The 25,510-nt window shown below is 70.6% G+C and carries 21 protein-coding genes and 2 pseudogenes; 8 read left to right on the top strand and 15 right to left on the bottom strand.

All coding sequences use genetic code 11. The features are described from left to right. Nucleotides 1-6: 6 nt before the first annotated feature. A complete protein-coding gene (locus ACV530_RS24940; RefSeq protein ID WP_494334870.1) occupies nucleotides 7-972 on the bottom strand; it encodes a DMT family transporter in 966 nt (321 codons plus the stop codon). Nucleotides 973-1,224: 252 nt separating this feature from the next. On the opposite strand from ACV530_RS24940, the gene ACV530_RS24935 reads away from it, so the two are divergent. From ACV530_RS24935 to ACV530_RS24920, 4 genes are all read left to right on the top strand, one after another. Then, nucleotides 1,225-2,070 carry a TIM barrel protein gene (locus ACV530_RS24935; protein ID WP_494334869.1) on the top strand — a complete coding sequence of 282 codons (846 nt, stop codon included), beginning with the start codon at nucleotides 1,225-1,227 and terminating at the stop codon, nucleotides 2,068-2,070. Beyond that, nucleotides 2,067-2,966 (top strand): 2-hydroxy-3-oxopropionate reductase, encoded by a 900-nt coding sequence (locus tag ACV530_RS24930; protein ID WP_494334868.1) that lies wholly within the window; start codon nucleotides 2,067-2,069, stop codon nucleotides 2,964-2,966. The genes ACV530_RS24935 and ACV530_RS24930 overlap by 4 nt, the downstream gene beginning before the upstream one ends. A 20-nt stretch (nucleotides 2,967-2,986) precedes the next feature. Continuing rightward, nucleotides 2,987-4,693 (top strand): glyoxylate carboligase, encoded by a 1,707-nt coding sequence (gene gcl / locus ACV530_RS24925; RefSeq protein WP_494334903.1) that lies wholly within the window; start codon nucleotides 2,987-2,989, stop codon nucleotides 4,691-4,693. A gap of 166 nt (nucleotides 4,694-4,859) precedes the next feature. Further along, complete coding sequence (locus ACV530_RS24920) at nucleotides 4,860-5,555, top strand: hypothetical protein (RefSeq protein ID WP_494334867.1); 696 nt, start codon at nucleotides 4,860-4,862, stop codon at nucleotides 5,553-5,555. Here ACV530_RS24920 and ACV530_RS24915 read toward each other — a convergent pair. The 5 genes and pseudogenes from ACV530_RS24915 to ACV530_RS24895 form a co-directional block, all read right to left on the bottom strand. Next, a pseudogene (locus ACV530_RS24915) lies at nucleotides 5,503-6,042 on the bottom strand (substrate-binding domain-containing protein); the annotation flags it as partial. The gene ACV530_RS24920 and the pseudogene ACV530_RS24915 overlap by 53 nt on opposite strands. A 149-nt stretch (nucleotides 6,043-6,191) precedes the next feature. Continuing rightward, complete coding sequence (locus tag ACV530_RS24910) at nucleotides 6,192-7,400, bottom strand: RNA-guided endonuclease InsQ/TnpB family protein (protein ID WP_494334902.1); 1,209 nt, start codon at nucleotides 7,398-7,400, stop codon at nucleotides 6,192-6,194. After that, nucleotides 7,397-7,507: pseudogene (locus ACV530_RS24905) on the bottom strand (IS200/IS605 family transposase); the annotation flags it as partial. The gene ACV530_RS24910 and the pseudogene ACV530_RS24905, both read right to left, overlap by 4 nt. 69 nt (nucleotides 7,508-7,576) lie before the next feature. Then, nucleotides 7,577-9,208: an AMP-binding protein gene (locus ACV530_RS24900; protein ID WP_494334866.1), complete on the bottom strand. Its 1,632-nt coding sequence runs from the start codon at nucleotides 9,206-9,208 to the stop codon at nucleotides 7,577-7,579. Then, complete coding sequence (locus ACV530_RS24895; RefSeq protein ID WP_494334865.1) at nucleotides 9,205-10,896, bottom strand: AMP-binding protein; 1,692 nt, start codon at nucleotides 10,894-10,896, stop codon at nucleotides 9,205-9,207. Before ACV530_RS24895 ends, ACV530_RS24900 begins: the two co-directional genes overlap by 4 nt. Before the next feature lie 346 nt (nucleotides 10,897-11,242). Between ACV530_RS24895 and ACV530_RS24890 the strand changes: the two genes are divergently transcribed. Beyond that, nucleotides 11,243-11,650 carry an SAV_915 family protein gene (locus ACV530_RS24890; protein WP_494334864.1) on the top strand — a complete coding sequence of 136 codons (408 nt, stop codon included), beginning with the start codon at nucleotides 11,243-11,245 and terminating at the stop codon, nucleotides 11,648-11,650. Nucleotides 11,651-11,681: 31 nt separating this feature from the next. Then, nucleotides 11,682-13,028 (top strand): diaminopimelate decarboxylase, encoded by a 1,347-nt coding sequence (gene lysA / locus ACV530_RS24885; RefSeq protein ID WP_494334863.1) that lies wholly within the window; start codon nucleotides 11,682-11,684, stop codon nucleotides 13,026-13,028. Nucleotides 13,029-13,044: 16 nt separating this feature from the next. On the opposite strand, the gene ACV530_RS24880 is transcribed toward lysA, so the two are convergent. The 4 genes from ACV530_RS24880 to ACV530_RS24865 all read right to left on the bottom strand — a co-directional run bounded on the left by ACV530_RS24880 (nucleotide 13,045) and on the right by ACV530_RS24865 (nucleotide 16,003). After that, nucleotides 13,045-13,581 (bottom strand): GNAT family N-acetyltransferase, encoded by a 537-nt coding sequence (locus tag ACV530_RS24880; RefSeq protein WP_494334862.1) that lies wholly within the window; start codon nucleotides 13,579-13,581, stop codon nucleotides 13,045-13,047. A gap of 160 nt (nucleotides 13,582-13,741) precedes the next feature. Further along, on the bottom strand, nucleotides 13,742-14,329 hold the full coding sequence (locus ACV530_RS24875) for a TetR/AcrR family transcriptional regulator (protein ID WP_494334861.1): 588 nt from the start codon (nucleotides 14,327-14,329) through the stop codon (nucleotides 13,742-13,744). An 85-nt stretch (nucleotides 14,330-14,414) separates the two neighbouring features. Then, the gene (locus ACV530_RS24870; RefSeq protein WP_494334860.1) at nucleotides 14,415-15,806 is read right to left on the bottom strand and encodes an amidase; all 1,392 of its coding nucleotides are present in this window, start codon (nucleotides 15,804-15,806) and stop codon (nucleotides 14,415-14,417) included. A 14-nt stretch (nucleotides 15,807-15,820) separates the two neighbouring features. Next, on the bottom strand, nucleotides 15,821-16,003 hold the full coding sequence (locus ACV530_RS24865) for a hypothetical protein (RefSeq protein WP_494334859.1): 183 nt from the start codon (nucleotides 16,001-16,003) through the stop codon (nucleotides 15,821-15,823). Between the two features lie 134 nt (nucleotides 16,004-16,137). Here ACV530_RS24865 and ACV530_RS24860 point away from each other — a divergent pair, with 134 nt between their 5' ends. Next, nucleotides 16,138-17,043 (top strand): MBL fold metallo-hydrolase, encoded by a 906-nt coding sequence (locus ACV530_RS24860; RefSeq protein ID WP_494334858.1) that lies wholly within the window; start codon nucleotides 16,138-16,140, stop codon nucleotides 17,041-17,043. A gap of 114 nt (nucleotides 17,044-17,157) precedes the next feature. Next, on the top strand, nucleotides 17,158-17,694 hold the full coding sequence (locus ACV530_RS24855) for an RICIN domain-containing protein (protein WP_494334857.1): 537 nt from the start codon (nucleotides 17,158-17,160) through the stop codon (nucleotides 17,692-17,694). A gap of 25 nt (nucleotides 17,695-17,719) precedes the next feature. Here ACV530_RS24855 and ACV530_RS24850 read toward each other — a convergent pair whose 3' ends face one another. The 5 genes from ACV530_RS24850 to mgtA all read right to left on the bottom strand — a co-directional run bounded on the left by ACV530_RS24850 (nucleotide 17,720) and on the right by mgtA (nucleotide 25,461). Further along, entirely contained in the window at nucleotides 17,720-18,580 is an 861-nt protein-coding gene (locus ACV530_RS24850; RefSeq protein WP_494334856.1) for a geranyl diphosphate 2-C-methyltransferase, read from the bottom strand. Nucleotides 18,581-18,657: 77 nt separating this feature from the next. After that, nucleotides 18,658-20,073, bottom strand: coding sequence for a family 2B encapsulin nanocompartment shell protein (locus ACV530_RS24845; RefSeq protein WP_494334855.1), 1,416 nt, complete (start codon nucleotides 20,071-20,073; stop codon nucleotides 18,658-18,660). Nucleotides 20,074-20,332: 259 nt separating this feature from the next. Next, on the bottom strand, nucleotides 20,333-21,784 hold the full coding sequence (locus ACV530_RS24840) for a pyridoxal phosphate-dependent aminotransferase (RefSeq protein ID WP_494334854.1): 1,452 nt from the start codon (nucleotides 21,782-21,784) through the stop codon (nucleotides 20,333-20,335). 89 nt (nucleotides 21,785-21,873) lie between these two features. Further along, nucleotides 21,874-22,668, bottom strand: a complete 795-nt coding sequence (locus tag ACV530_RS24835; protein WP_494334853.1) for an MgtC/SapB family protein — start codon at nucleotides 22,666-22,668, stop codon at nucleotides 21,874-21,876. A 57-nt stretch (nucleotides 22,669-22,725) separates the two neighbouring features. Next, nucleotides 22,726-25,461, bottom strand: a complete 2,736-nt coding sequence (gene mgtA / locus ACV530_RS24830) for a magnesium-translocating P-type ATPase (RefSeq protein WP_494334852.1) — start codon at nucleotides 25,459-25,461, stop codon at nucleotides 22,726-22,728. Between the last annotated feature and the right edge of the window lie 49 nt (nucleotides 25,462-25,510).

Here is a 25,510-nt window from a genome sequence, read left to right as displayed (position 1 = left end):
TGCCCGTCAGCCCCGGGACATCCTCGCCTCCGCCACCGCGAGCCCCGCAACGGCAGTCAGCAGGAGCAGTGTTCCCGCCACGGTAGGCGCGGTGAGCCGCTCACCGAGCAACGTGACCGCGAGGATCGCGGCGCTCACCGGCTCGAGCAGCATCACCACGGCCGCCGTCGCCGCCCGTACGACGGCGACTCCGGCGAAGTACAGCGGGTACGCCAGCGCGGTGGTGACGGCGGCGACGTAGCCCAGCACCAGCAACACCCGCACCGGATGGGCGGTGTGCGGCACCAGCCCCTCCGACCACGCGAACGGCAGCAGCAGAACCGCACCGATGGCGAACGACCACAGCGTCAGGCTGTACGGGTCCTCCCCCTCGCCGTGCCGCCCGGTCCAGCGGCCCAGCAGCGTGGCTGCCGCGTACCCAGCGGCGGACAGCAACGCCAGCCCCACGCCCAGCGGGCGGACCGTGCCCGTGCTGTTGCCCAGCACCAGCACCGCGAGACCGGCCAGCGCCCCGCACACCGCGAGGACACCGCCGCGCCCGATGCGCTCGTCGAGGAGGAACCGCCCGCCCACGGCGGTGAACACGGGTCCTGCCCCGAGCGTGACGATCGTGCCGACGGCCACCCCGGTCGCCTGCACGGCACCGAAGAAGGCGGCCTGGAAGACGGCGAGCGCCAGGGCCGTCCCCACCAGCAGGAACGCCCGCCGGCCCACCGGCATACGGGCCGAAGTGCGCGCAGGGCGCAGGGCCTTCGCGGCGCACAGCAACGCCACGCTGATCACGTAGCGCCAGAAGGAGAGGGACACCGGACCGATGTCGCTGGACCGGTAGAGGACGTCGGCGGCGGCTCCGGTCGTCCCCCAGCTGACCCCGACGAGGGCGAGGGCGCCGAGGCCGCGCCGTACGGACCGGGTGCCCCGGGCATCCCGGGTCGCGGGCAGGGTGGATCGTTCAACGGAAGTGTTGGACATGCTGCGTTCTCCGCAGGTGAGAGGTGGTCATGGCTCCCGCGTGCGGGTGAAACCACTCCGCCCGCCGACACCTTGGGGGTGCCGGCGCGCCATGCCGGTGGCAGCCCGCGCTAGACGGCGGGAGGCGGAAGAACGCTCAGATGCATGGCAGGCACCTTACGCCGTTGGAGTGACCGAAGACGAGCCTTGACATCCGCCCGCCATCGGGGCAAGCATCGTGAGCACGACACGAAAACAGAAAACAATTTCCGTATGACGGAAGGCGGTTCGGGCCGTATGCGCTTCGACGTCAACCTCTCGATCCTCTTCACCGACCTCCCGCCGCTCGAGCGCCCCGCGGCCGCCGCGGCGGCCGGTTTCGACGCCGTCGAACTGTGGTGGCCCTGGCCCGGCTCCCCCGTCCCCGAGCAGGCCGAACTCGACGCCCTGCGCGGCGCGTTGGAGCGGGCCGGCACCGAGCTCGTGGCCCTGAACCTCTACGCGGGCGAACTGCCCGGCCCCGACCGGGGCGCCCTGTCCCTGCCCGGCGCGGAGTCCGAGCGCTTCCGTGCCAACGCCGGCGTCGCCGCCCGCTTCGCCCGCTCGCTGGGCTGCACCGCGCTCAACGCGCTCTACGGCAACCGCGTCCCCGGCACCGACCCGCGCGTCCAGGACGCGCTCGCCCTGGAGAACCTCGCCCTGGCCGCCCGCGCCGCCGCCGAGGCGGACGCCGTCCTGCTGGTCGAGGCCCTCAACGCGGCCGAGTCACCGCACTATCCGCTCGCCTCCGCCGACGCCGCCGTCGAGGTCGTCGACCGGGTCAACGCCGCCACCGGGCTCGGCAACGCCCGGTTCCTGATGGACCTGTACCACCTGTCGATGAACGGCGAGGACCTGCACCGGGCCATCGACCGGTACACCGCCGTCACCGGGCACGTCCAGATCGCCGACAACCCGGGCCGCGGCGCGCCCGGTTCGGGCCGCCTCGACTTCCCGGACCTGTTCGGGCGGCTGCACACCGCCGGGTACGAGGGCCGGATCGGGCTCGAGTACCGGGACGACGGCCCAGACCCCTTCAACTGGCTGACCGACCGCACCGAGAGGACCGGCACCCCATGACCACCGCGCTCCCCCGCGTCGCCTGGATCGGCCTCGGCATCATGGGCTCCCCCATGTCCGAGAACCTCCTCAAGGCCGGCTATCCCGTCACCGGGCACACCCTCGAGCGGCACAAGCTCGACCGGCTCGCGGCACACGGCGGCACACCCGCCGCCTCCGTCGCGGAGGCCGTCCGCGAGGCCGACGTGATCGTCACCATGCTCCCGGCCGACCCCCAGGTCGAGGCCGTCGCCCACGGCGAGGACGGCATCCTCGCGCACGCCCGGCCCGGCGCGCTGCTCATCGACATGTCCACCATCGCCCCGCAGACCTCCGTACGGCTCGCACAGGAGGCCGCCCGCACGGGACTTCGCGTGCTCGACGCCCCCGTCTCGGGCGGCGAGCCGGGTGCCGTCGAGGGCGTGCTCTCCATCATGGCGGGCGGCGACGAGGCCGACTTCGACGAGGCACGGCCCCTGTTCGAGGCGCTCGGCACCACGGTCGTGCACTGCGGCCCGCACGGTGCGGGGCAGACCGTCAAGGCGGCCAACCAGCTGATCGTCGCGGTGAACATCCAGGCCTGCGCCGAGGCCGTCGTCTTCCTGGAGAAGTCCGGCGTGGACCTCGCCCGCGCCCTGGAGGTGCTGGGCGGCGGCCTCGCCGCCTCGGCCGTCCTGGAGCGCAAGAAGCACAACTTCCTCACCGGCAGCCACACTCCGGGCTTCCGGATCGACCTGCACCACAAGGACATGGGCATCGTCACCCGTGCCGCCCGCGAGGTCGGTGCGGCGCTGCCCGTGGGCGGCGTCGTCGCGGGCCTGGTGGCCGCGGTGCGCGCCCAGGGCGACGGCGGGCTCGACCACTCCGCGCTGCTGCGCGGCGTCGAGCGGCTGTCCGGCCCCGCGGCGGGGCGGTGAGCGCCGTGCGGACCGCGAGGATGCCCGCCATGCGGGCGGCCGTGCACATCATGAAGGACGAGGGCGTCGACATCGCCTTCGGCTGCCCCGGCGCCGCGGTCCTCCCGCTGTACCGGGCGCTGCTGGACGTCGGCGGGATCGAGCACCTCATCGTCCGCCACGAGGAGGCCGCGGCCCACATGGCCGACGGCTGGGCGCGCACCAACGGCCGTACGGGCGTGGCGATCGCCACCTCGGGGCCGGGCGCGACCAACCTCGTCACCGGCCTGTACACCGCGTACGCCGATTCCGTGCCCATGGTCTGCGTCACGGGCCAGGCCGTCTCGGGCAAGCTGCACCAGGAGGCCTTCCAGGCGGTCGACATCGTCTCGGTCGCGCGGCCGGTCACCAAGTGGGCCGTCCAGATCAAGGAGGCCGCGCAGATTCCCTGGACGTTCCGCGAGGCATTCCGCGTCGCCCGCCAGGGCCGGCCGGGGCCGGTGCTGATCGACATCCCGGTCGACATCGCGCGGCGCGAGATCGCGTACGACCCGGCGCTCGACACCCGGCTGCCGGTGGCCGTCGCCGAACCCCACCCGCCGCGCGTGGAGGCCGCCCTGGACCTGCTGCTGGCGGCCCGGCGCCCGCTGATCCTGGCGGGCGGCGGGGTGATCCTCGCCGACGCGTCCGCCGAACTGCGGGCCGTGGCCGAGGAGTTGCGGGTGCCGTTCCAGGTCACCCTGATGGGCAAGGGGGCCGTCGAGGACGATCACGAGCTCCACATGGGCACCACCGGCATCCAGACCTCGCAGCGGTACGCCAACGCCTCGTTCCTGGAGGCCGACTTCGTGCTCGCGGTCGGTGCCCGCTTCGGCGACCGGCACACGGGCGCGGACCTCTCCGTCTACCGGGGCGAGCGGACCTTCGTCCAGGTCGACGTCGAACCCACCCAGCTGGGCCGGGTCGTCGAACCGGATCTGGGCATCGTCTCCGACGCCCGGCTCTTCCTCGCCGCCCTGCTCGCCGCAGCCCGGGCCCGCGGCGCGCGCGCCGACATCGGTCCCTGGCGGGCCCGCTGCCGCGAGCTCAAACGCACCCTCGCCCGCCGCGACGACTTCGACACGGTCCCCGTCAAGGCCCCTCGCGTGTACCGGGAGATCAACGAGATCTTCGGCGCGGACACCTACATCGTCACCGCCATCGGCCTCTACCAGATCTGGGGCGGCCAGCACCAGAAGGCGCATCTGCCCCGCCACTACCAGGTCTGCGGCCAGGCGGGCCCGCTCGGCTGGGAGATACCGGCGGCCATCGGCGTCCGCAAGGCGCTGGAGGGCATGGGCCGTACGGACGCCGAAGTCGTCGGCGTCGTCGGGGACTACGGCTTCCACTACCTCGTCGAGGAGCTGGCGGTCGCCGCCCAGTACGACGTGCCCTTCGTACTGATCATGCTCAACAATGAATACCTGGGCCTCATTCGCCAGGCGGAGACCGGCTACGCCATGAACTACCAGGTCGACATCCATTACGACGAGACCGGCACGGACAATGTCAAGGTCATGGAGGCATACGGCTGTTCGGGCCGCCGTGTCACCGAGCCGTCCGGCATCCGCCCCGCCATCGAGTGGGCCCGCAAGGAGGCCGCCGCCACCTCCCGCCCGGTCCTGGTCGAGATCATGATCGACCGCGAGGCCGACACCCCGCACGGACCGGACATCGACACCGTCCGCGAATACGAGCCCGCCCCCTGAGGGGTGGCCCAGAACTCCGGACGGCGGCGCCACCATCATCCTGTCGCGCCGGGCGCCGCCGTCCGGAATCCCCGCCTTCCGCGAATCGCCGAATCGCTCCCACCGACATCCCACATCGTGGACGATGGAGGGCCCGACCCTTATGGACCCGTCCGCTGGAGCGACGATGGCCAAGCGCGTGCTGGTGCACTGCCCGATGTGCCGCCGGGAGCACTCCTTCACCCCGCCCACGTTCCCGTGCGCCTGTGGCGCGCCCCTCACCCTGCCCGTCCAGCCCGGCGCGGATCCGGGCTCGCTGACCTCCCGCACCTGGCGCGACTCATGGGTCACGGTCCGCTGCCCGTCCTGCGGCGGCCAGGGCCAGTGGCCCAGACCGGAGTTCGGCTGCGCGTGCGGGGCGGTCGTACGGCTCCCGGTGCGGCCCGAGGCCGACGAGACCGTCCCCGCCGGCAGGGCGCGCCCCGCCTTCCGGCCCATCGCGATCCGCACCGAGCGCGACGCGGTCATGGCCGCCGAACGCTATCTGCGCTGGCTGGGCTTCACCCAGGTGAGCCGCCCCGGCAGCTGCCCCGCGCACGCCGAGGCGGAGGTCGTCGACATAAGGGCGGCCCACCTGGTGGTCCGCGTCGACCCGACCACGCTGCCCACCACCGTCCGCGACATCGAGTGCCTGTGGCTCCACGGCCTCGCCGACGACTCCGCCGCCGCCTGCTTCTCCATCGCGGGCTACACCAGCGAGGCCCGCTCCCGCGCCGACGCCCTGCACGTACCGCTGTTCCTCCTGAACCTCACCGGCACCCCGCAGCCCCTCAACGACCCGGCGGAGGAACTGACGCGCACACCGCCCTCAGTTCACGGATGAGCTCGCGCACCCCCGCCGTCCGGGCCAGCTCGGGCGTGGTGACACAGCCGACGCTGCGGGTGGGGCGGCGCGGGCCGAGGTCGGTGACGGCGACGGTGGCGGGGACCGAGGCGAGGGACAGGGCGGGCATGATGGCCATGCCCATCCCCTGGGCGACCATGGAGAGGACGACGCTGTCGTCCTCGGCGTTGACCGTCGCCCGCGGGATCCAGTCCTGCCCGGCCCACCAATCGCGCGTGTACGAGCCGCAGTTCTCCTCCCAGTCCACGAGCGGGAGCGTGCGCGGGGCCGGGTGACCCGCGGGGTGGACGAGGGAGTACGGCTCGGTCAGCAGGGGCGCCGAGAGCAGACCGGGCGGCAGGGCACCGGAACCGTCCAGCGTGGCAATGGCCATGTCGGCCCGCCCGTCGGCGACTTCGCCCGCCGTGCCGCGCCCCACCTCCCGCACGGTGCGCACTTCCGGCGCGAGCCCCGGATGACGGGCGGCCGCAGTGAAACCGCCCGTCTCCTCGACAGTGACGAGGAAACGGAGCTCCGGGACGGAAAGATCGTGTCGGGCACCGGGTGAATCTACGGCCATCAACCGGGCTTGTGACTCCGCCCACGACTGAAGTCGCGGGCTTCCTGCGTCGCTGGCTAAGCAGCATCGCAGAGGGCCAGCCCGGCCCTGTGCTCGACGTTCAGTGCGCCCACGATGTCGGCGTTCTCCACGAACCCGCAGTTGACGCACTCGAACTTCGCTTGGGTGACACGGTTCTCCTTGGCGACGTGCCCGCATTCGGGGCAGGTACGAGAGGTGTTGCGGGCATCCACCGGGATCACGCGGCGACCGGCACTCTCAGCCTTGTTCGCCAGGATTCCGAGGAAGATCCCCCAACCCGCGTCGAGGATGCTCTTGTTCAGCCCGGCCTTCGCTGCGGCACCGTTCGGGAGGAACGCGCCAGCCTGCTCGGGGTCGGGCTTGGGCGCGGGCGCTTTGGTCATGCCCGCCGTGTTCAGCGCCTCGTGCCCGATCACGTCGTTGTCGCGGATCAGGTCGAGGGCGGCCTTGTGGTGGTGGTCCAGACGCTGACGCCGGATCTTCGCGTGCAGCTTCGCGACCTTTCGCGCCGCAGCGCGGTGCTTCTTCGTCCGGCGCCGGGTGCGTTTCGGGAACGTCGACAGGTGTCGCTGGGCTTCCGCCAGTTTCTCGGCCGACCGCTCCAGGAAGCGCGGGTTCGGAACGTGCTTGCCTGTGCTGGTGGTGAGGAAGTGTGTGACACCCATGTCGACGCCCACGACGCTGCCGGTCGCGGGAAGCGGCTCGGCGGGCACCTCGTCACAGGCAAGGATGACGTACCAGCGGCGGCCTTCCCGCTTGATGCTGACCGTCTTCACGCGGCCCTTGACGGGACGGTGCTGGTGCACGCGGACATGCCCGACGCCTTGCAGGCGTACGCGGGTCTGCGGATCGTGCGGCGTGCTGTCCCACCGGCAACCGTCCCCGTCCTTGGGGAAGACCACCGTGTCGAAGTGGCCGACACCCTTGAAGCGCGGGTATCCGGGCGTGAGACCGGCCTTCACCCGGCGGAAGAACGCGGCGAACGCCTTATCGAGACGCCGCAGCGTTGCCTGCTGCGAGGAGAACGACCAGCGGCCCTGCCGCTCGGGGTCGAATGTCCGGATCTCTTTGAGCTGTGCGGACTGCTGCCCGTACTTGACACTCGTTTTGGAGATGTGCCGGTAAGCGTCCCGGCGTTCCTGGAGAGCGCCGTTGTAGAGGGAGCAATGATCCCGCAACATCTCGGCGAGAGCCTGCTCCTGCCGGACCGTGGGACGAAGCAGGAACTTGTAGGCACGTATCACACCTGCTCCCCCTTCTCCTTCTTCCAAGGGCGCTCCCACTGGGTGTTGATGTATTTCTCCACCATGGCCGCCGAGACGGCACCCACGGATGCGGCGAAGTACGACGACGGTTCCTCGGCATGCTGCGCGGCGCAACACGAGCAAGATGCTCGTCCGGCCGTGACGAGCGTACCGACCTACCGCGACAGCGCCGCCTCCACGAGCTTCGCCCCCTCCTCCCTCAGCTCCACCTTCCGCACCTTGCCGCTCACCGTCATCGGGAAGGAGTCCATGACCCGCAGATAGCGCGGCACCTTGTAGTGCGCCAGCCGCCCGCGGCAGTAGCGGGCGAGCTCGTCACGGCTCAGCGTGTCCGTCCGGTTCCGCAGGACGACGCAGGCCATGATCTCCTCGCCGTACTGGTCGTCGGGCACCCCGACGACCTGCACATCGGCGATCTTGGGGTGGGCGTGGAGGAACTCCTCGATCTCACGCGGGTAGACGTTCTCCCCGCCCCGGATGATCATGTCCTTGATGCGGCCGACGATGCGTACGTAACCGTCCTCGTCCATCACCGCCAGATCGCCCGTGTGCATCCAGCGGTCGGCGTCGATCGCCTCGGCCGTGCGCTCCGGGTCGTTCCAGTAGCCGAGCATCACCGAGTAGCCGCGGGTGCACAGTTCGCCCGGTTCGCCGCACGGCACCACGGATCCGGTCTTCGGGTCGGCGACCTTCACCTCGAGGTGCGGCAGCACGCGCCCGACCGTGCTCGTACGGCGGTCGAGATCGTCGTCGCGGCGGGTCTGGGTGGAGACGGGCGAGGTCTCGGTCATGCCGTAGCAGATGGCGACCTCCTCCATGCGCATCTCGGCCACGACCCGCTTCATCACCTCCGTCGGGCACGGCGAACCGGCCATGATGCCGGTGCGCAGCGTGGAGAGGTCGTAGGTGGCGAAGTCGGGCAGGTTGAGCTCGGCGATGAACATGGTGGGCACCCCGTAGAGCGAGGTGCAGCGCTCGCGCTCGACGGCGTGCAGGCTGGCGGTCGCGTCGAAGGAGGGGGCGGGGATGACGGCACAGGCGCCGTGGGAGGTGGCGGCGAGGTTGCCCATGACCATGCCGAAGCAGTGGTAGAAGGGGACGGGCAGGGCGACCCGGTCCTCCTCCGTGTAGCCGAGCAACTCCCCCACGTGGAAGCCGTTGTTGAGGATGTTGCGGTGGGAGAGGGTGGCGCCCTTGGCGAAGCCGGTCGTGCCCGAGGTGTACTGGATGTTCACCGGGTCGTCGCAGTGCAGCTGCGCCTCGCGCTCGGCGAGCCGCTCGCGCGCCACACCCGCGCCGAGCCGTACGAGGCCCTCCCACGTCGGGTCGCCGATGTAGACGACGTCACGCAGGGCCGGGCAGGAGGAGCGCACCTGCTCGACCATGCGGCGGTAGTCGCTCGTCCGGTACTCGACGCTGGAGACGAGCACCGAGATCCCCGCCTGGCGCAGCACGTACGCCAACTCGTGCACGCGGTAGGACGGGTTGACGTTGACCATGATGGCGCCGATGCGGGCCGTGGCGTACTGGACCAGGACCCACTCCGGGCAGTTGACCGCCCAGATGCCGACCCGGTCGCCCTTGGCCACCCCTTTGGCGAGCAGCCCCAGCGCCACCTCTTCCACGGCCCGCATGAACTGCGCGTACGTCCAACGTCGCCCGCCCTGGACGTCGACGAGCGCCTCGCGTTCACCGAACTGCGCCGCGATCCTGGCCAGGTTGGCGCCGATGGTTTCCTCGAGCAGGGGGGCGTCTGTGGGGCCTGCCGCGTACGAGGGTGTGCTCACCGGTGGTCTTCCTCTCTGTACTCGGTGCCGCCTCCCTGCGCGGTGTGCTCGCGCAGTTCGATGCGGCGGATCTTGCCGGACACGGTCTTGGGGAGCTCGGCGAACTCCAGGCGGCGGAGGCGCTTGTAGGGGGCGAGGGTGGCTCGCGAGTGGGCGAAGAGCTCCTTCGCGGTCCGCGGGCCCGGCTCCCAGCCGGCGGCGAGGACGACGTACGCCTTGGGCACGGCGAGCCGCACCGGGTCGGGGGCGGGGACGACGGCGGCCTCAACGACGGCCTCGTGCTCGAGGAGCGCGCTCTCCAGCTCGAAGGGCGAGATCTTGTAGTCGCTGGACTTGAAGACATCATCGCTTCTGCCCACATAGGTGATATATCCGTCGGCGTCGCGCCTGCCGATGTCGCCGGTGCGGTAGTAGCCGCCGGCCATGGCCTCCGCCGTGCGCTCGGGGTCGCCCGCGTAGCCCGTCATCAGGCCGACCGGCCGGCGGGACAGGTCCAGGCAGATCTCGCCCTCGTCGGCGGGCTCGCCGCTGACGGGGTCGAGGAGGACGACGGAGAAGCCGGGGCTCGGGCGGCCCATGGAGCCCGTCTTGAGCGGCTGGCCGGGCGGGTTGGCGATCTGGACGGAGGTCTCCGTCTGGCCGAAGCCGTCGCGGATGGTGACGCCCCAGGCCCGCCGGACGGTCTCGATGACCTCGGGGTTGAGGGGCTCGCCCGCGGCCAGGGCCTCGCGCGGCGGGGTGCGCAGCGCGGTGAGGTCGGCCTGGATGAGCATGCGCCACACGGTGGGCGGGGCGCAGAAGCTGGTGACGCCGCAGCGGTCCATCTCGGCCATGAGGCGGGCCGCGTCGAACCGGCTGTAGTGGTGCACGAAGATCGTGGCCTCGGCGTTCCAGGGCGCGAAGAGGCTGGACCAGGCGTGCTTGGCCCAGCCGGGCGAGGAGATGTTGAGGTGCACGTCGCCGGGCCGCAGCCCGATCCAGTACATGGTGGTCAAATGCCCGATGGGGTAGGAGACATGGGTGTGCTCGACGAGCTTGGGCTGGGCGGTGGTGCCCGAGGTGAAGTAGAGCAGCAGGGTGTCGTCGGCCCGGGTGGGCCCGTCGGGCGTGAACTCCTCCGGAGCGCTGTGACTCTCCGCGTAATCGAGCCACGCGGCCTGCGCGCCGCCGACGGCGATACGGGTGTAGTCGCCGGGGACGTCCGCGAACTTGCCGGTGTCCTCGGCCCGGACGATCACATGCCGGGCCCGGCCGCGCGCGATGCGGTCGGCGAGGTCGGCGGGCCCGAGCAGCGGGGTGGCGGGGATGACGACGGCCCGCAGCTTCATCGCGGCGAGCATGGTCTCCCACAGCTCGGCCTGGTTGCCGAGCATGACGACGACGCGGTCGCCGGCCCGCACGCCGTGGCCGCGCAGCCAGTTGGCGAGCCGGGCGGAGCGGCGGCGCAGGTCGTCGAAGGACAGCCGTGTCTCGCGGCCGTCCTCCTCGACGATCCACAGGGCGGTGCGGTCGTTGCCCTCGGCGATCCGGTCGAACCAGTCCAGGGCCCAGTTGAATTCCTCGGGGCGGGGCCACACGAAGCCCTCGCACGCCGCGCGGTAGTCCTCCCGGTGCTCCAGGAGGAAGTCCCGCGCGGCCCGGAATTCCTCTGCCGGACCGGTGTTTCCGACCGGATGCGTTGCCGTCACTTGTCCTCCAGGTGTGCCGGGTGTGTCGTCGGCTGCTGGTGAGCAATCGTGCGACGGTGATCCACGACCCGCCAGTCCCGCGCACACGTGTCCGCGCTTCGCGAACACGGAATGCGGACCGGGTCCTTCAAATTCTTTAACCACCCGGCGCGATGCGGTAGTGGGATACGGCGCGTGGCAGGGGCGCACACCCGGCGCACTGATGCATCAACGGGCCGTCAACGAGCCGTCAAGGGTGCCGGTCGAGGGGTCAACAGGCTGTCAAGGAAACGGTCGTCCACCACGGAACCGGGCATAGCGTGAGCGTCGCACCATCCCTTTCGCTTCGGATCTCCCGAGGAACGTCATGCACGTAAGCCGCACCCCCGCCGAGGCCGCTGCCGTGGCAGCCGTCAACATCCCGCAGGCCGACGGCGGTGAGTCCTCCGAAGAGCCTTCCCATCCCGCCACGCCGCCGGGCATCGCCCCCGGGTCGTACTGCGTTCCGGTACGCCCCTGCCCCGGCGGCTTCTCCCTCCGCGTCTTCCGCACCCCCCTCGGCGAGCGCACGGCGGTCGCCTTCACGAGCAGTGGCCTGCTGGCCGACTGTCTGGGGACGGAGCAGCCCCTCATCCGCCTCTCTCTGCAGGCCGTCCGGGCTCTGGCCGCTCCCCTCGGTGTCACCTGCGTCCGCGTCGACCCGCAGCTGACCGCTCCCCCGGTCCGGACCTCGCCGGAGGGCCCCGCCCCGCTGCTGCCGTCGTTCCCCGGCTGACCTCGCCCCGATTCTTCGAAGGAGGGCATCCGTGTCCTTCCCCCTCGCCCCCATCACCCTGCCTCCGCTGCCGGGGGAACCGTCACCGGCGCCGGTGTGGCCCGCCTCCACGCAGACCCTGCCCTCCGGCGACCTGGCGGTCGGCGGCGTCGCGCTCGCCGAACTCGCCGACCGCTTCGGCACTCCCGCGTACTTCATCGACGAGGACGAGGTCCGGGCGCGGGTGCGCGCCTGGCGCACCGCCCTGCCGGACGCCGAGGTCGCGTACGCCGGCAAGGCGTTCCTGTCCCGCGCGATGATCCGCTGGATCGACGAGGAGGGCCTGAACCTCGACGTCTGCTCGGCCGGCGAGCTGGACCTCGCCGTGCACGCCGGCTTCCCCGCCGAGCGCATCGTCCTGCACGGCAACGCCAAGAGCCCGGACGAGCTGCGTGCCGCGCTGCGGCTCGGGGTGGGCCGCATCGTCATCGACAGCATCGGCGAGATCGCCCGGCTCGCCGCCCTCGTGCCGCCGGGTGCCCGCCAGCGCGTCCTCATCCGCGTCGTGCCGGGCGTCGAGGCCGGTGCGCACGCGGCGATTCGCACCGGGATGGAAGGCCAGAAGTTCGGGCTGCCCGTCCCGGGCGGCGAGGCGGAGGACGCGGTCGCGCGCGTGCTCGGCCAGCCCCGCCTCGAACTCGTTGGCCTGCACTGCCACCTGGGCTCGCAGATCATCTCCGTCGACCCGTACGTCACCGCGGTCCGGCGCATGGTGAACCTGCTCGCCCGCCTGCGCGACGTGCACGGCGTCACCTTCCCCGAGCTCGACCTCGGCGGCGGCTTCGCCATCGCCTACCGCGACGGCGAGGAGGCCTTCGACCCCCGGGACTACGCCGAGCACGTGGCCGGCGAACTCGCCCTGCGCTGCGCGCAGGCCGGGCTGCCGGTGCCCCGGCTGACCGTCGAGCCCGGCCGCTGGATCGCGGGCCCCGCGGGCGTGGCCCTGTACCGGGTGCTCGCCGTCAAGAACACGGCCGCCTGCACCTTCGTCGCCGTCGACGGCGGCATGAGCGACAACCCGCGCCCCGCGCTGTACGGCGCGCGCTACACGGTCCGGCTCGTGGGCCGCGGCTCGCGCGCGGTGCCCCGCGCCATGACGGTGGTGGGACGGCACTGCGAGGCGGGCGACGTCATCGCCGAGGACGTACAGCTGCCGGGCGACATCCGCCCCGGCGACATCCTCGCCGTACCGGCGGCGGGCGCCTACCACGTGTCGATGTCCTCGCCCTACAACCTCGTCGGCCGCCCGCCGGTGGCCGCGGTCTCCGGGGGCCGGGCCCGGCTGCTGATCCGCCGCGAGACGGCGGAGGACCTGCGCAGCCGCGACGTCGGGGAGTAACGTTCCTGCGAGGCCCTCAACGGCCGTGCAGGGCACGGCGGTAGCGGACTTCGAGCCGGCCGGGCCCGTCCCCGGCCGGCCCCACCGCAGGGTCCGTCCGCCAGCCGGACCTCTCGTAGAAGGCGCGGGCGCGCACATTGCGCTCGAAGACCCACAGCACCGCGGCCCCGGTCCCGAGTCCGGCCCACGCGCGGTACGTTGCCGCCATCAGCGCCTGTCCGGCCCCGCTGCCCCACAGGGACGGGCGGACATACAGGGCGTACAGCTCCCCGACGGAGCCGCCGTCCAGCTCCTCGTCCCGCGCCGGGCCGAAACACGAGAACCCGGCGATGCCGTCCACCGATTCGGCGATCAGCAGCATGGTGCCGGACGTCACGATCCGTCTGCACCAGGAGTCCGCCCACGTGCCGGCGTCCAGGGCGTCGAGCTCGTCGGCGGGCAGGATGTGGGCGTAGGCCTCCTGCCAGCCCGCCACCTGGATCCAGGCGATTTCGCCCGCGTCCTCGGGACGGGCTGTGCGTATGGCCCATGCACATGTCTCGTCGTTGCTCATAGCCGCCATCTTGGCTCCTCCCCCTCCTGAAAAGGAGGGGGATTCTCACGGCTCATGCTGTGAGGTTTCTGCTCCGTCGCCGACTGCCCGCCCGGAGTCCTCCATTGAGGTCTTACACCAGCTCCACAGACTGCCCTGGACGCTCTCGCCGAGCAGTTGATCAAACAGCTTCAGGAGGCTGTGAGCCCATGCGTGACAGAGCCAGCGCGGTTGCCACGAGTCGGCGGGCGTAGGAGGCGTCGAGCCCGTCCGGGCGGAAGAGGATGCGGTACATCAAGGGGGCGACGACGTGGTCGATGACCGTTTCGGTGTCGGGTGTGTTCTCGCCGCGTTCGGTTGCGCGGGCGAGGACGACGTCGATCTGCTCGGCGGCATAGGCGGAGCACCGGCCGGCGTTGCTGCCGTCCGGGTCGCCGAGCAGGGCGTCGCGGATGTAGGCGCGGCCTGCGGGGGAGGCCATCTCGTCGAAGAACTGCTCGGCCCAGGCGGTCAGGTCGGACGCCAGGTCACCGATGTCCTTGGGCGCCGTGTCGGGGCGCAGGTGCTCGACCGCCACGTCCGACATCAGTTCCTGCAGGTCTCCCCAGCGGCGGTAGACGGTCGAGGGTGTTACGCCCGCGCGCTGGGCGATCATCGGTACGGTCAGGGCGTCCCGGCCCACCTCCGAGGCGAGTTCGCGGACGGCGGCGTGCACCGATGCCTGGACTCGGGCACTGCGCCCGCCGGGGCGCACCATCTGGCGACTCATGACACCAGCTTAAAGCAAAATTATTGCGTCTAGAGGTGTGGATGTGTGCCCGGGCGGATCGCTCCGAACGGGCCCACGCTCCCGCTCAGGCCGCCGGCGCGAGTTCGCGGGCCGGCTGGGTCTGCTCGTAGGCGTGACCGACCCGCAGCAGCACGCTTTCCCCGAGGGGGTGGCCGAGCAGTTGCATCCCTACCGGCAGGCCCGCCCCGTCGAGGCCGACCGGGACGGTCAGAGACGGCACGCCGGTGATGTTGGCCGGGGCCGACAGGCGTACGTAGGCGTCCGAGGCGCTCTCGACCGTGCCGTCGGCCCAGGTGATCGTCTCCTCGCCGGCTGCCACCGCGGTGGCCGGGACCGTGGGGGCGGCGATGACGTCGACCTCGTCCAGCAGGCGGGACCAGGCCTGCCGCATGAGGGCGCGGGAACGCTGGGCGTTCAAGTAGTCCCCGGCGGGGATGAGTTGACCGGCCTCGAGGAGGGTGCGGACGTCCGCCTGGTACAGCTCGGGAACCGTGCGCAGGGTCCGCTCGTGGTAGGCGGTGGCCTCCGGCACCATCAGGCCCCACTGGGTGGCCTGGATGTAGCGCGTCATCGGGATCTCCACCTCGACGAGCCGCGCGCCGAGAGCTTGAAGCTGGTCGATGGCGTGCCGCACAGCGGCCTCCACCTCCGCGTCGACGTGGTCGAAGTAGTAGTTGCGCGGCACACCGACGCGCAGCCCGGTCAGGTCCGCGCCCGCCCCCGGTCGGTAGTCCGCCTGGGGCGCGACCAGCGAGGCGGGATCGCGGGGGTCGTGACCGGCGAGGACGGACAGGACCAGGGCCGCGTCCTCCACGGTCCGGGTGATCGGGCCGACGTGGTCCAGCGACCAGGACAGTGACGTGACGCCCGTGCGGGGGACGAGGCCGTAGGTCGGCTTGAGGCCGACGACCCCGTTGAGCGCGGCGGGCACCCGGATGGAGCCGCCGGTGTCGGTGCCCAGGCCGAAGGTCGCGGCGCCCGCCGCGACGGCGACGGCGGACCCGCCGCTGGAGCCACCCGCGATCCGGTCGCGGTTCCAGGCGTTGGCGGTCTGCGGGGTGGTCAAACCGTAGGCGAACTCATGGGTGTGGGTCTTGCCCAACAGGACCGCCCCGGCTGCCGACAGGCGCGCGGCGACGGTGCTGTCGGCCTCCGCACGGTGGCCCGCGCGAACCCTGGAGCTGGCCGACGTCGCCGCACCGGTGACGTCGATCAAGTCCTTCAGCCCCATGGGAATGCCGTGCAGCGGACCGCGGAGGCGGCCGGCCGCGGCATCGTTCGCGGCCTCGCGGGCTTCCCGGCGGGCCTGCTCGGCCGTCACGGTGACGTAGGCCTGAAGGTGCGGTTCCACCTTCTCGATGCGGTCGAGGACGGAGTCCACCAGCTCGACGGGGGACAGCTGCCGTGCCCGGATCGCGTCGGCGGCTGAGGTCAGAGACAGTTCGAACGGCTGCATGGCGCTTCTTCCTCTCACGCGCGGTAGGCGAAGGCGGGCGGGGTGTCCCCGAAGTCGAGTTCCCGCAGGACGGCGACGACGGAATGGATGTGGTCGGCGGTGGCCGCGACCACGTCGTGGCGGTCGGCCGGCAGCGGGAGCCCGGCACGGGCGGCCCAGCGGGCCGCCTCGGGGGGACTGAGTTCATCGGCGGACATGGATCTGTCTCCTGTCGGCTGGGAAGTGACGGAAGCCCTCAGCAACAAAAGCTAAGTGTTTGCTTTAGGTGACCGTAGGGCCTACGCTCACCTAAAGCAAATGAATCGCTTTAAGCGAGAAGGAGTCCGCACCCGTGAAGACCCCGCCCTCCACCGCCACTCCCTCCTGGGCCGTGGGCGACATCACCGTCCACCGCATCGACGAGGTCCCGCTGCCGCCCGCGACCGGACCCTGGCTGCTGCCCGGCGCCACCACGGACGTGGTCTCCCAACACGATTGGCTGCGCCCCGACTTCGCCGACCACGACGGCATCCTGCGCCTCGACAGCCACAGCTTCGCGTTCGTCGTGGGCGGGCTGCGCGTCCTCGTCGACACCGGCATCGGCAACGGCAAGGAGCGGGCCAACCCTGCCTGGCACAACCTGCGGACGGACTTCCTCGAACGCCTTGCCGCCGCCGGTTGGTCCCCGGACTCCGTCGACCTGGTGATCCTCACCCACCTGCACGCCGACCACGTGGGCTGGAACACCCGGGAGACGAACGGCGAGTGGGTCCCCACCTTCCCCAACGCCCGTTACCTCACCTCCCGCGTCGAGCGGGAGTTCTGGGCCACGTACGACATGGAGGAGCCGCGCGAGCAGATGTTCCGCGACTCCGTGATCCCGGTCGAGGAGGCGGGGCTGCTCGACCTCGTCGACGTTCCGGAAGGGGGCGTCGAGATCGCCCCGGGCCTACGCCTGATCCCCACGCCCGGCCACACCCCCGGCCATATCGCCGTCGAGCTGACCAGCCGGGGCGAGACGGCACTGATCACCGGCGACTGCATCCACCACCCGGTCCAGCTCGCCCAGCCCGCGATCGGCGCCTGCGTCGACATCGACCCGGCGCGGTCGGAAGCCTCGCGCCGTAAGCTGCTCGGCTCCCTGGCCGGCACGGACACCCTCCTGCTCGGTACCCACTTCGCACCGCCCACCGCCGGCCGCGTGATCACGCAAGGGGACGCCTACCGCCTTTCGCCCGTCCCCGCCGAATCGCACTGACCCCACGCCGGACCCGTGACCGGTCCGGTGAGCGGACCGGCACGGGTGGCCGCCCTGCGGCGTGGGTACAGTCCCCTGTGCCGTGTTCCGTTCCGGTATCAGGGGGAATGCCCAATGCGTACGCTTCCATTGCGTTCGGCCGTCGTCGCGGCCGGGCTGCTCGCTCTGGTCATGGGCGCCGCGCCCACCGCGAGCGCCGGGCCCGCCGCGGATCTTCCGCCGGGGGCGATCGGCCCGTTCCAGCTCAGAAACCAGGAGTACGGCCGCTGCCTGGACTGGCCGTACCAGACCGACCGGGTCCGGGTCTGGGACTGCTACGGACGCTACGAGACCCACCAGCACTGGTATCTGGTGCCCGACCACCGGGGCAACTACCAGCTGGCCAACGGCGAGGACGGCCGGTGCCTCACCGGATGGTGGAACGGCCCCGCCGGCTGGGCGGTATGGAAAGGCAAGTGCGACAGCACGTTCACCAACGCCGACCAGCTCTGGAACGTCTACCCCGCCGACCACTCCGGACCGGGCCCGGTCATGAACCTGAAGGGCCGTGTTCTCGAAGCCCGTTGGCCCGGAGACAACAACACCCCGGTCACCACCGAGGACAACAGGGGCGCGGCGAACCAGCAGTGGAGCCTCGTCTACGTGCGATGAGGCCCCACTGCCGACACCGATACGGTCAGATCCGGTCGGCTGCGATCAGCAGGTAGTGGAAGCTGCCCTCCCGGTACGCGGTGAGGAAGGGCTCCTCGATCCCCGTCGCCACCGAGGACTTGGCGCGCAGCTCCCAGTAGGGGATCGTCGCGGCCGTGAGGTCCACGACGCTGATGGGGACGAGGCCGTTGGCGGCCATGGCCTTGAAGTACTCGCTGCGCGGATGGATGTTGCACGTGTAGTGCTCGTCGATCCGGCTGACGGCCTTGGAGCGGAGGCCGGTGACGTCGTTGGAGCAGCCGGTGATGCACACGTACCGGCCGCCGTACTCGAGAAGGCGGGCGAACTCGTCGTACAGCTCGAAGAGATCGACGTACATCGTGGTCTCGTTGGTCCAGATGCCGCGCCGGGAGCCGGTGGAGAAACCGGTGTCGAGCATGTTGCGGAAGTGGAAGCGGACCTGGTCGGCGACGCCCCGTTCGTCGGCCTGGCCGTTGGCGAAGCCGACCTGGCACTCGGAGATGGACACGCCGTCCACCTCGCAGCCGAAGCGCTGGTTGGCCATGAAGCTGGTGCCGCCGCGGCCGGATCCGGCGTCCAGCAGCCGGTCCGCGGCGGAGACGGCGCCGAGGTGGTCGAGGAGGACGTCGGCCTGCGCCGTCTCCAGCCGGTGCAGCTCCTCGATGATGCGCGCGTCGCGGGTCTCCTCGGGGCCCTCCAGCACGGAGGGGTCGAAGTCGCCGATCCCGTAGTGGTGGTGGTAGAGCCCGTCGACGTCGCCCAGGCGCAGGTTGACCGGGTCCTTCTCGTTGTTCCAGTACGCGGCGACCGACTGCTGGTAGGGGGTGCGCAGGACCTTGGCGGAGGGAGAAACGGTGGTGGCCATGTGCGGTAACTCCTTGGTTCGGTGGCTGCCCGAAGGCCCGAAGGGCCAGTCCCTCAGTTGCTCAGTTGCTCGGCCGCTCAGTCGCGGGGGCGGGAGACCTCGACGTTCTCGAGGACACCGAGCGCGTCGGGCACGAGGACGGCGGCCGAGAAATAGGTGCTGACGAGATAGGAGATGACGGCCTTCTCATTGATCCCCATGAAGCGGACGTTCAGCCCCGGTTCGACCTCGTCGGGGATGCCGGTCTGGTGCAGTCCGACCACGCCCTGGATGTCCTCGCCGGTGCGCAGGGCGAGGATGGAGGAGATGTTGTGGCCTCCGCCATTGATCGGGATCTTGCCGCAGGGGAAGATCGGCACACCGCGCCAGGCGGGCACCTGGTGGCCCTCCACCAGGACGCTGTCGGGGTAGATCCCGCGCTTGCTGCACTCCCGGCCGAAGGCGGCGATCGCACGCGGGTGCGCGAACATCATCTTGGTGCTGCGGCGCATGGTCAGCAGGTCGTCGAGGTCGTCGGGGGTGGGCGGCCCGGAGTGGGTCGAGATGCGCTGGTCGTATTCCGCGTTGTGCAGCAGCCCGAACTCGCGGTTGTTGATGAGCTCGTGCTCCTGGCGCTCGCGCAACGCCTCGACGGTGAGGCGGAGTTGCTGCTGGACCTGGTTCATCGGGTCGTTGTAGAGGTCGGCCACCCTGCTGTGCACGCGCAGCACGGTCTGGGCGACGCTCAGCTCGTACTCGCGCGGGCTGACCTCGTAGTCGACGAACGTGCCGGGGAGGTCCGGCTCGCCCACGTGGCCGGAGGCGAGTTCGACGTCGGCCTCGCCCTTTTTGTTGACCGACTGCTGGGAAGCGGCGAGATACTCCCCGATCTGGTCGCGCAACGCGTCGGAGCGGTCGAGGAGTTCCTGGAAGGCGGCCCAGGGCAGGGTCATGACGGTGCAGTCGGTATTGGCCTTGACGGTGTGTTCCCAGACCGGTTCGGGCTGCCGCAGCGCCTCGTCGCCGAGGTGGTCGCCGTCGGCGATGACGCCGAGCACCGCCGGCTCGCCGTACTTGCCCTTCCCGATGCGGCTGAGTTTGCCGTGCGCGATGAGGTAGACCTGCTCGATCGGCTGGCCGGCCTCGACGAGGAGTTCGCCCTGCTCGAGCTCGCGCTGGGTGAAGCGCGCGGCGAGTTCGGTCAGCAGCGCCACGTCCTCGAAGCCGCGCAGCGCCGGCACCTCGGCCAGGGAGGGCGGCACGACGCGGACGTCCGCGCCGGTCTTCACGAAGCTCACCCGGCCGCGGCCGGTCGCATAGGCCAGACGCCGGTTGACCCGGTACGTACCGGCCGTCACCTGGGTCCACGGCAGCATGCGGAGCACCCAGCGCGAGCTGATGCCCTGCATCTGCGGTTCGGATTTGGTGGTCGTGGCGAGATTGCGGGCTGCCGCGGTGCTCAGACTGAGCTGAGTTTGTGTTGCCGTCTGCTGTTCTTCGGGTGCTGTCGACATGGAATCTCCCCTTCCGGGCTTCCGGTGGGCGCGACGGACTGCGCGAGCCGTCCGGGGAGAAAACCGATCGCCTCGCCACACAGGCGGCCTCGCAATCGGTATGAAAACCTAATTAGGGAAGGCTACTCAATGGGCCCTCGATTCGCAGATCCATTCGGCGAGTGAATGGCGGAACGTCCTTGCGGATGCGCGTTCCGGCTCACCGGAAGTACGTTCCCGGCGAGCGTGACGGACCGCGAGGGCCCGTCACGCAGCGCGGCTATGCGCTCTTGCCGGTCCGTTCGATCTGGCGGAGCGCCTGGGCGATCCGCTGGATCGCCGCCCTCACCTCAGTGGTCTCGGCGGCGGTGTAGCAGACCCGGAAGTAGCCGGACACCGGGCAGAACAGGGTCCTCCCCGGCAGCAGTTGCACATTCGCGTGGTTGGCGATGTACCAGCGCAGCCACTCCTCCCTGGGTTCGATGTCCGGGAACAGAATGGGCACGGTGACTGTCCCGGGCTTTCCGCTCTCCACGGCGAACTGCGCCGGAATCCTTTCCGGCGAGGGGAAGTGCGGGTCGTACTCGGCGAACTCACTGGCAGATTCCGGAAGATACTTCCGCAGGTCGAGCCAGAAGAACTGGGCGGCGTTCTGCCCTTTCCGGAAGACGTACGGGATCTTGTTGTCCTCGAGCGTCTCCCGGATGTCCTTGAATGCCGCCGTCAGCAGCTTCGGATACTCGGCCATCAGGTCGAGTGCGTAACTCCCGCCGCTCTTCCGGGGTTTCAGCAGCTCCCCGATGACGAAATGCTTGAGGGAGTCGAACGGGCTGAACCAGGAGAAGGTCTCCTTGCCGATGCCCTGCATCGCGGTGCGCACCACGGGCGACTCGGAGATCACCACCGCGGCCTTGAACCCCGACAGCCCGAAGTCCTTGGCGAACCCCCACACGAGGTGGACCCGGTCCTTCGCCTGCGGGTGGTTCTTGTACGCGTCCAGCTCCAGCGCACTGACGAACGCCGGGGAGGCGCCCTGAATCTGGGAGTGCACATACATCTCGTCGGAGATGATGTGCATCCCCGTCTCGTTGAGCGCCCAGTCGTAGACGCTCTCGAGCAGTTCCTTGCTGTAGTTCACGCCCAGCGGGTTCTGGGGGTTGGTGAGCACGAGCAGCTTGGGCCGCTCCGGTGCCGTGAGATAGGCGCTCTTGAGGTCGTCCAGCGTGAGCGTGAAGTTCTTGAGCCCCTCCTTGCGCAGCGGCGCCGGCACACACACCAACCCGGGCCGCTGCTCGAAGCACCACTTGAACCCCTGCCAGGACGGCGCCGGGAACAGCACCCGGTCACCGCTCTTGAGGATCCCCCCGTCCTTGAGCGCGAACGCCAGACACTCCAGCGCGGCCGACACCCCGGACGTACCGTAGATGTTCTCCGCCCGGACCCCGGCGCCGAACACCGGGCGGAGCAACGTCGCGATGCCCTCGCGCAGTTGATCGGTGCCGTACGCGGTCGCGTACCGCACGTCCTTGGGCCCGATGACGCCGAGCCCCTTGAACACATGCTCCTTCAGCCACGGGTAGACAAGCGCGTTCTCCGCCGTGGCGAGGTTGAGGACGTCCGGGTAGAGCTCCTGGTGCGCCGCCAGCCGGCGCTCCGGGTCGACGAACCGGGCGAGGAGCGCCGCGACCTCCTCCGGAGGCCGGCTGCCGAGCTTCTTCGCGGATGCGGCCATCGCGAGTCCCTCCCTGTGGTTGGCGAACCTCCATCCTTCGGGAGCGCCGCACAGCCGGAGAAGAACGCGAACCGGCCACCCCTTACGGCCTACCGGCCGCCGAACAGATTCCGCACCCGGCGGCGCGCCTGCTCCGCCGCCTGATAGTCCTCCCCCGCCTCGTCCTCCTCCGGCTCGCGCAGCACGGTCCAGCTGACGGCCGAGACCGCGGGCTCGAGGGACAGTCTGCTGACGGCTTCCTCCAGGAGGCTGTCGTCACGCTTCTCGGTGGACAGTTCGGCCGACACCATCACCTTGCCCGCCGTCTCCGCGTCCTGGCTGTGCACGGACCGCAGCCGGAAGCCGGGCCGGGTGACGGCCTGGACGACGAGCGTCCGCACGTGTGCCTCCTCGGGCTCGGAACACACCACCTCGAAGTGGTAGTCGGTGGCCACCTCGGAGCCGCCGCGCGACTCCCGGTCCAGCCGCCGGGCCAGCGGCCGCAGCAGCGTGTTCGCCCCGACCACCCCGGCCGTGCCGAGCACCGCCACCACGTACAGCCCCGTCCCGGCGAGCGCGCCGACGGCCGCCGAACACCACAGCGTCGCCGCGGTGTTGAGGCCGCGCACGCTGAGCCCGTCACGCATGATGACACCCGCGCCGAGGAAACCGATGCCGGAGACGATCTGCGCGGCGACCCGCGAGCCGTCGTAGCCCGTGCTGCTCGTCGCCGACACGAAGCCGTACTGCGAGAGCAGGACGAAGAGGGCGGATCCCGCGGCCACGAGCGCATTCGTCCGCAGCCCCGCCATCTTGGCCTGCCACTGACGCTCCAGGCCGATCACCGCACCCAGCCCCAGACCGGCCCCGATGTTGGCCGCCATCTGCCACTCGTTGATGGCCATGGTCCGCCCCTCCTCTATTCCTCAGTGTCGCTCTGCTCTTGGATCTCTATCGGCTGATCACAGCCAGCTGTTGAACCTGCGGATGTACCAGGTCTTAACACCCTGGGTCAGCAGGCAGTACGCCACCAGCGTGCCGACGAGCCACGGGAAGTAGCTCATGGGCAGCGCCTGCATCCCGAGCGCCGTCGCCAGCGGCGAGAACGGCAGCACGACACCGACCGCCATCACCAGCGCGGTCATCACCAGCACCGGCAGCGTGGCCCGGGACTGCAGGAACGGCACCTTGCGGGTGCGCAGCATGTGCACGACCAGCGTCTGCGTCAGCAGGCCCTCCACGAACCAGCCGGACTGGAACAACGCCTGGTGCGCCTCGCTGTTCGCCCCGAAGACGTGCCACATCAGCAGGAAGGTGGTGATGTCGAACACCGAGCTGGTCGGGCCGAGGATCAGCATGAACCGGCCGATGCCCTTGGCGTCCCAGGTCCGCGGCTTGCGCAGGTACTCCTTGTCCATCCGGTCCCAGGGCGTGGCCAGCTGCGAGATGTCGTACGCGAGGTTCTGCACGAGCAGCTGCATGGCCAGCATCGGCTGGAACGGGATGAAGGCGGAGGCCACCAGCACCGAGAAGACGTTCCCGAAGTTCGAGGAGGCCGTCATCTTGATGTACTTGATGGTGTTGCCGAAGGTCTGGCGCCCCTGGAGCACGCCCTGCTCCAGCACCATCAGGTCCTTCTCCAGCAGGATGATGTCCGCGGACTCCTTGGCGATGTCGACCGCCGTGTCGACGGAGATGCCGACGTCGGCGTCGCGCAGCGCGGCGGCGTCGTTGATGCCGTCGCCGAGGAAGCCCACGGTGTGCCCCTCGGCCTGGAGGGCGCGCACGATCCGGGCCTTCTGCACGGGGTTGGTCTTGGCGAACACCGTGGTCGCGCGGACCAGTTCGCGCAGTCCCTCGTCGTCCAGCTCGTCGACGACCGTACCGGTGGCGACGATGCCCACGTCGATCCCGACGTCCGCGCAGACCCGGGCCGCGACGAGCTCGTTGTCGCCGGTGACGACCTTGACGGTCACCCCGCTGTCGGCGAGGGCCCGCAGGGCCTCGGCGGCGTCCTGCTTCGGCGGGTCGAGGAAGGCGAGGAAGCCGATGAGGGTCAGCTCGGCCTCGTCCTCGACGGTGTAGGCATCCCGCTCGGCGGGCAGCGCCCGGGTCGCGACCGCGAGGACGCGCAGGCCCTGCCGGTTGTGGTCCTCGGCGGTACGGGTCACCGTGCGGCGCAGTTCCGCGGTGAGCTCGACGCGCTCACCGCCGTCGGTCATGTGCGTGCACAGTGCGAGGACTTCCTCGACGGCACCCTTGGTGATGACGACGTGCTCGGCGGCGGGACCGCTCAGGTCGTTGCGGCTCAGCACCACGGACATGCGCCGGCGGGCGAAGTCGAAGGGGATCTCGTCGACCATCGTGAAACGCGCGTCGACGACAACCTCCTCGGCCTCGAGCACCCGGTCGATGACCGCCTGGTCCATGAGGTTGCGCAGCCCGGTCTGGAAGTGGCTGTTGAGGTACGCGTACTCGAGGACCTCGCTGTCCTCCTGGCCGTGGACGTCGAGGTAGCGGTCGAGGACGATGCGGTCCTCGGTGAGCGTGCCGGTCTTGTCCGTGCACAGCACGTCCATCGCGCCGAGGTTCTGGATCGCGTTGAGCCGCTTGACGACGACCTTGCGCTTGGACATCGCGACCGCGCCGCGGGCGAGGTTGGTCGTCACGACCATCGGCAGCATCTCGGGGGTGAGCCCGACGGCGACGGCGATCGCGAAGGTGAAGGCCTCCGCCCAGTCGCCCTTGGTGAACCCGTTGATCGCGAACACCACGGGGACCATGACCAGCATGAAGCGGATCAGCAGGTAGCTGACCTTCTTCACCCCGGTGTCGAAGCTGGTCTCCGGGCGCGCGCCGACGAGCGAGCCGGCCATCGAGCCGAAGTACGTGTTCGCCCCGGTGGCGACGACCACGCCGCTGGCCGTACCGGAGGTGACGGACGTGCCCATCAGGCACAGGTTGTCGGCCTCGACCGGGTCGCCGGTCGCATGCTGTCCGTAGTCACGGACCCGGGTGTCGGCCTTGGCGACCGGCAGCGACTCCCCGGAGAGCGCGGCCTGGCTGACCATGAGGTCCTTGGACGTGAGCAGCCGCAGGTCCGCGGGCACGAGGTCGCCGGCCGCGAGCCGCACGATGTCGCCGCGTACGACCTGCTCCATCGGGATCTCCGAGACGGCCGGGGCGGCATTGCGGCCGTCCCGGCGCCGTACCGCGCACGTCGTGGTCACCAGCGCCCGCAGTGCGGCGGCGCTGCGGCCCGAGCGGTACTCCTGCCAGAACCGCAGCAGACCGCTGACCAGCACCATCGTGGCCAGGATGGCGATGCCCGGGTCGAAGGGCTCGGTGTCCGCGACCTGGAGCCACTGCCACAGCATGACGCTGTCCAGCGCGATCAGAACCATCACGAACGGGTTCCAGAACGCCTTCGCCAGCTGGACGAACCAGCGCGGCGCGCGCTCCTGGGCGACGACGTTGCCGCCGTCGCGCTCCAGGCGCTCCGCGGCCTCGTCCTTCCGCAGGCCCTGGGCGGTGGCCTGCATGTTCTGCAGCACCTGCGCGGCGGGCTGCGAGCTGAGCACCGTGAGCCGCTGGCCGACCGAGCGGGTACGGGTCTCGAGCTCGGCGGCCTTGCGCTCGCGACGGCGAGCACGGCCCGGCGGTGCGAGCTTCTGGGGGGTGAGGGTGGTGTTGGTCATGGCGGAACCTCTCTCCGGGCATGACGGCATGGCGGCATAGCGGCGCGAC

The sequence above is a fragment of the Streptomyces sp. SX-6 genome (assembly GCF_059089585.1).
Note: the sequence above shows the minus strand (reverse complement) of the source record. Positions and strands in the feature narration are given on the sequence as shown.

What these genes read in the sequence shown, in the direction of transcription:
- ACV530_RS24940 (WP_494334870.1), bottom strand. Translation starts at nt 972, where the DNA reads ATGTCCAACACTTCCGTTGAACGATCCACCCTGCCCGCGACCCGGGAT.
- ACV530_RS24935 (WP_494334869.1), top strand. Translation starts at nt 1,225, where the DNA reads ATGACGGAAGGCGGTTCGGGCCGTATGCGCTTCGACGTCAACCTCTCG.
- ACV530_RS24930 (WP_494334868.1), top strand. Translation starts at nt 2,067, where the DNA reads ATGACCACCGCGCTCCCCCGCGTCGCCTGGATCGGCCTCGGCATCATG.
- gcl (WP_494334903.1), top strand. Translation starts at nt 2,987, where the DNA reads ATGCCCGCCATGCGGGCGGCCGTGCACATCATGAAGGACGAGGGCGTC.
- ACV530_RS24920 (WP_494334867.1), top strand. Translation starts at nt 4,860, where the DNA reads ATGGCCAAGCGCGTGCTGGTGCACTGCCCGATGTGCCGCCGGGAGCAC.
- ACV530_RS24890 (WP_494334864.1), top strand. Translation starts at nt 11,243, where the DNA reads ATGCACGTAAGCCGCACCCCCGCCGAGGCCGCTGCCGTGGCAGCCGTC.
- ACV530_RS24880 (WP_494334862.1), bottom strand. Translation starts at nt 13,581, where the DNA reads ATGAGCAACGACGAGACATGTGCATGGGCCATACGCACAGCCCGTCCC.
- ACV530_RS24875 (WP_494334861.1), bottom strand. Translation starts at nt 14,329, where the DNA reads ATGAGTCGCCAGATGGTGCGCCCCGGCGGGCGCAGTGCCCGAGTCCAG.
- ACV530_RS24870 (WP_494334860.1), bottom strand. Translation starts at nt 15,806, where the DNA reads ATGCAGCCGTTCGAACTGTCTCTGACCTCAGCCGCCGACGCGATCCGG.
- ACV530_RS24865 (WP_494334859.1), bottom strand. Translation starts at nt 16,003, where the DNA reads ATGTCCGCCGATGAACTCAGTCCCCCCGAGGCGGCCCGCTGGGCCGCC.
- ACV530_RS24855 (WP_494334857.1), top strand. Translation starts at nt 17,158, where the DNA reads ATGCGTACGCTTCCATTGCGTTCGGCCGTCGTCGCGGCCGGGCTGCTC.
- ACV530_RS24850 (WP_494334856.1), bottom strand. Translation starts at nt 18,580, where the DNA reads ATGGCCACCACCGTTTCTCCCTCCGCCAAGGTCCTGCGCACCCCCTAC.
- ACV530_RS24845 (WP_494334855.1), bottom strand. Translation starts at nt 20,073, where the DNA reads ATGTCGACAGCACCCGAAGAACAGCAGACGGCAACACAAACTCAGCTC.
- ACV530_RS24840 (WP_494334854.1), bottom strand. Translation starts at nt 21,784, where the DNA reads ATGGCCGCATCCGCGAAGAAGCTCGGCAGCCGGCCTCCGGAGGAGGTC.
- ACV530_RS24835 (WP_494334853.1), bottom strand. Translation starts at nt 22,668, where the DNA reads ATGGCCATCAACGAGTGGCAGATGGCGGCCAACATCGGGGCCGGTCTG.
- mgtA (WP_494334852.1), bottom strand. Translation starts at nt 25,461, where the DNA reads ATGACCAACACCACCCTCACCCCCCAGAAGCTCGCACCGCCGGGCCGT.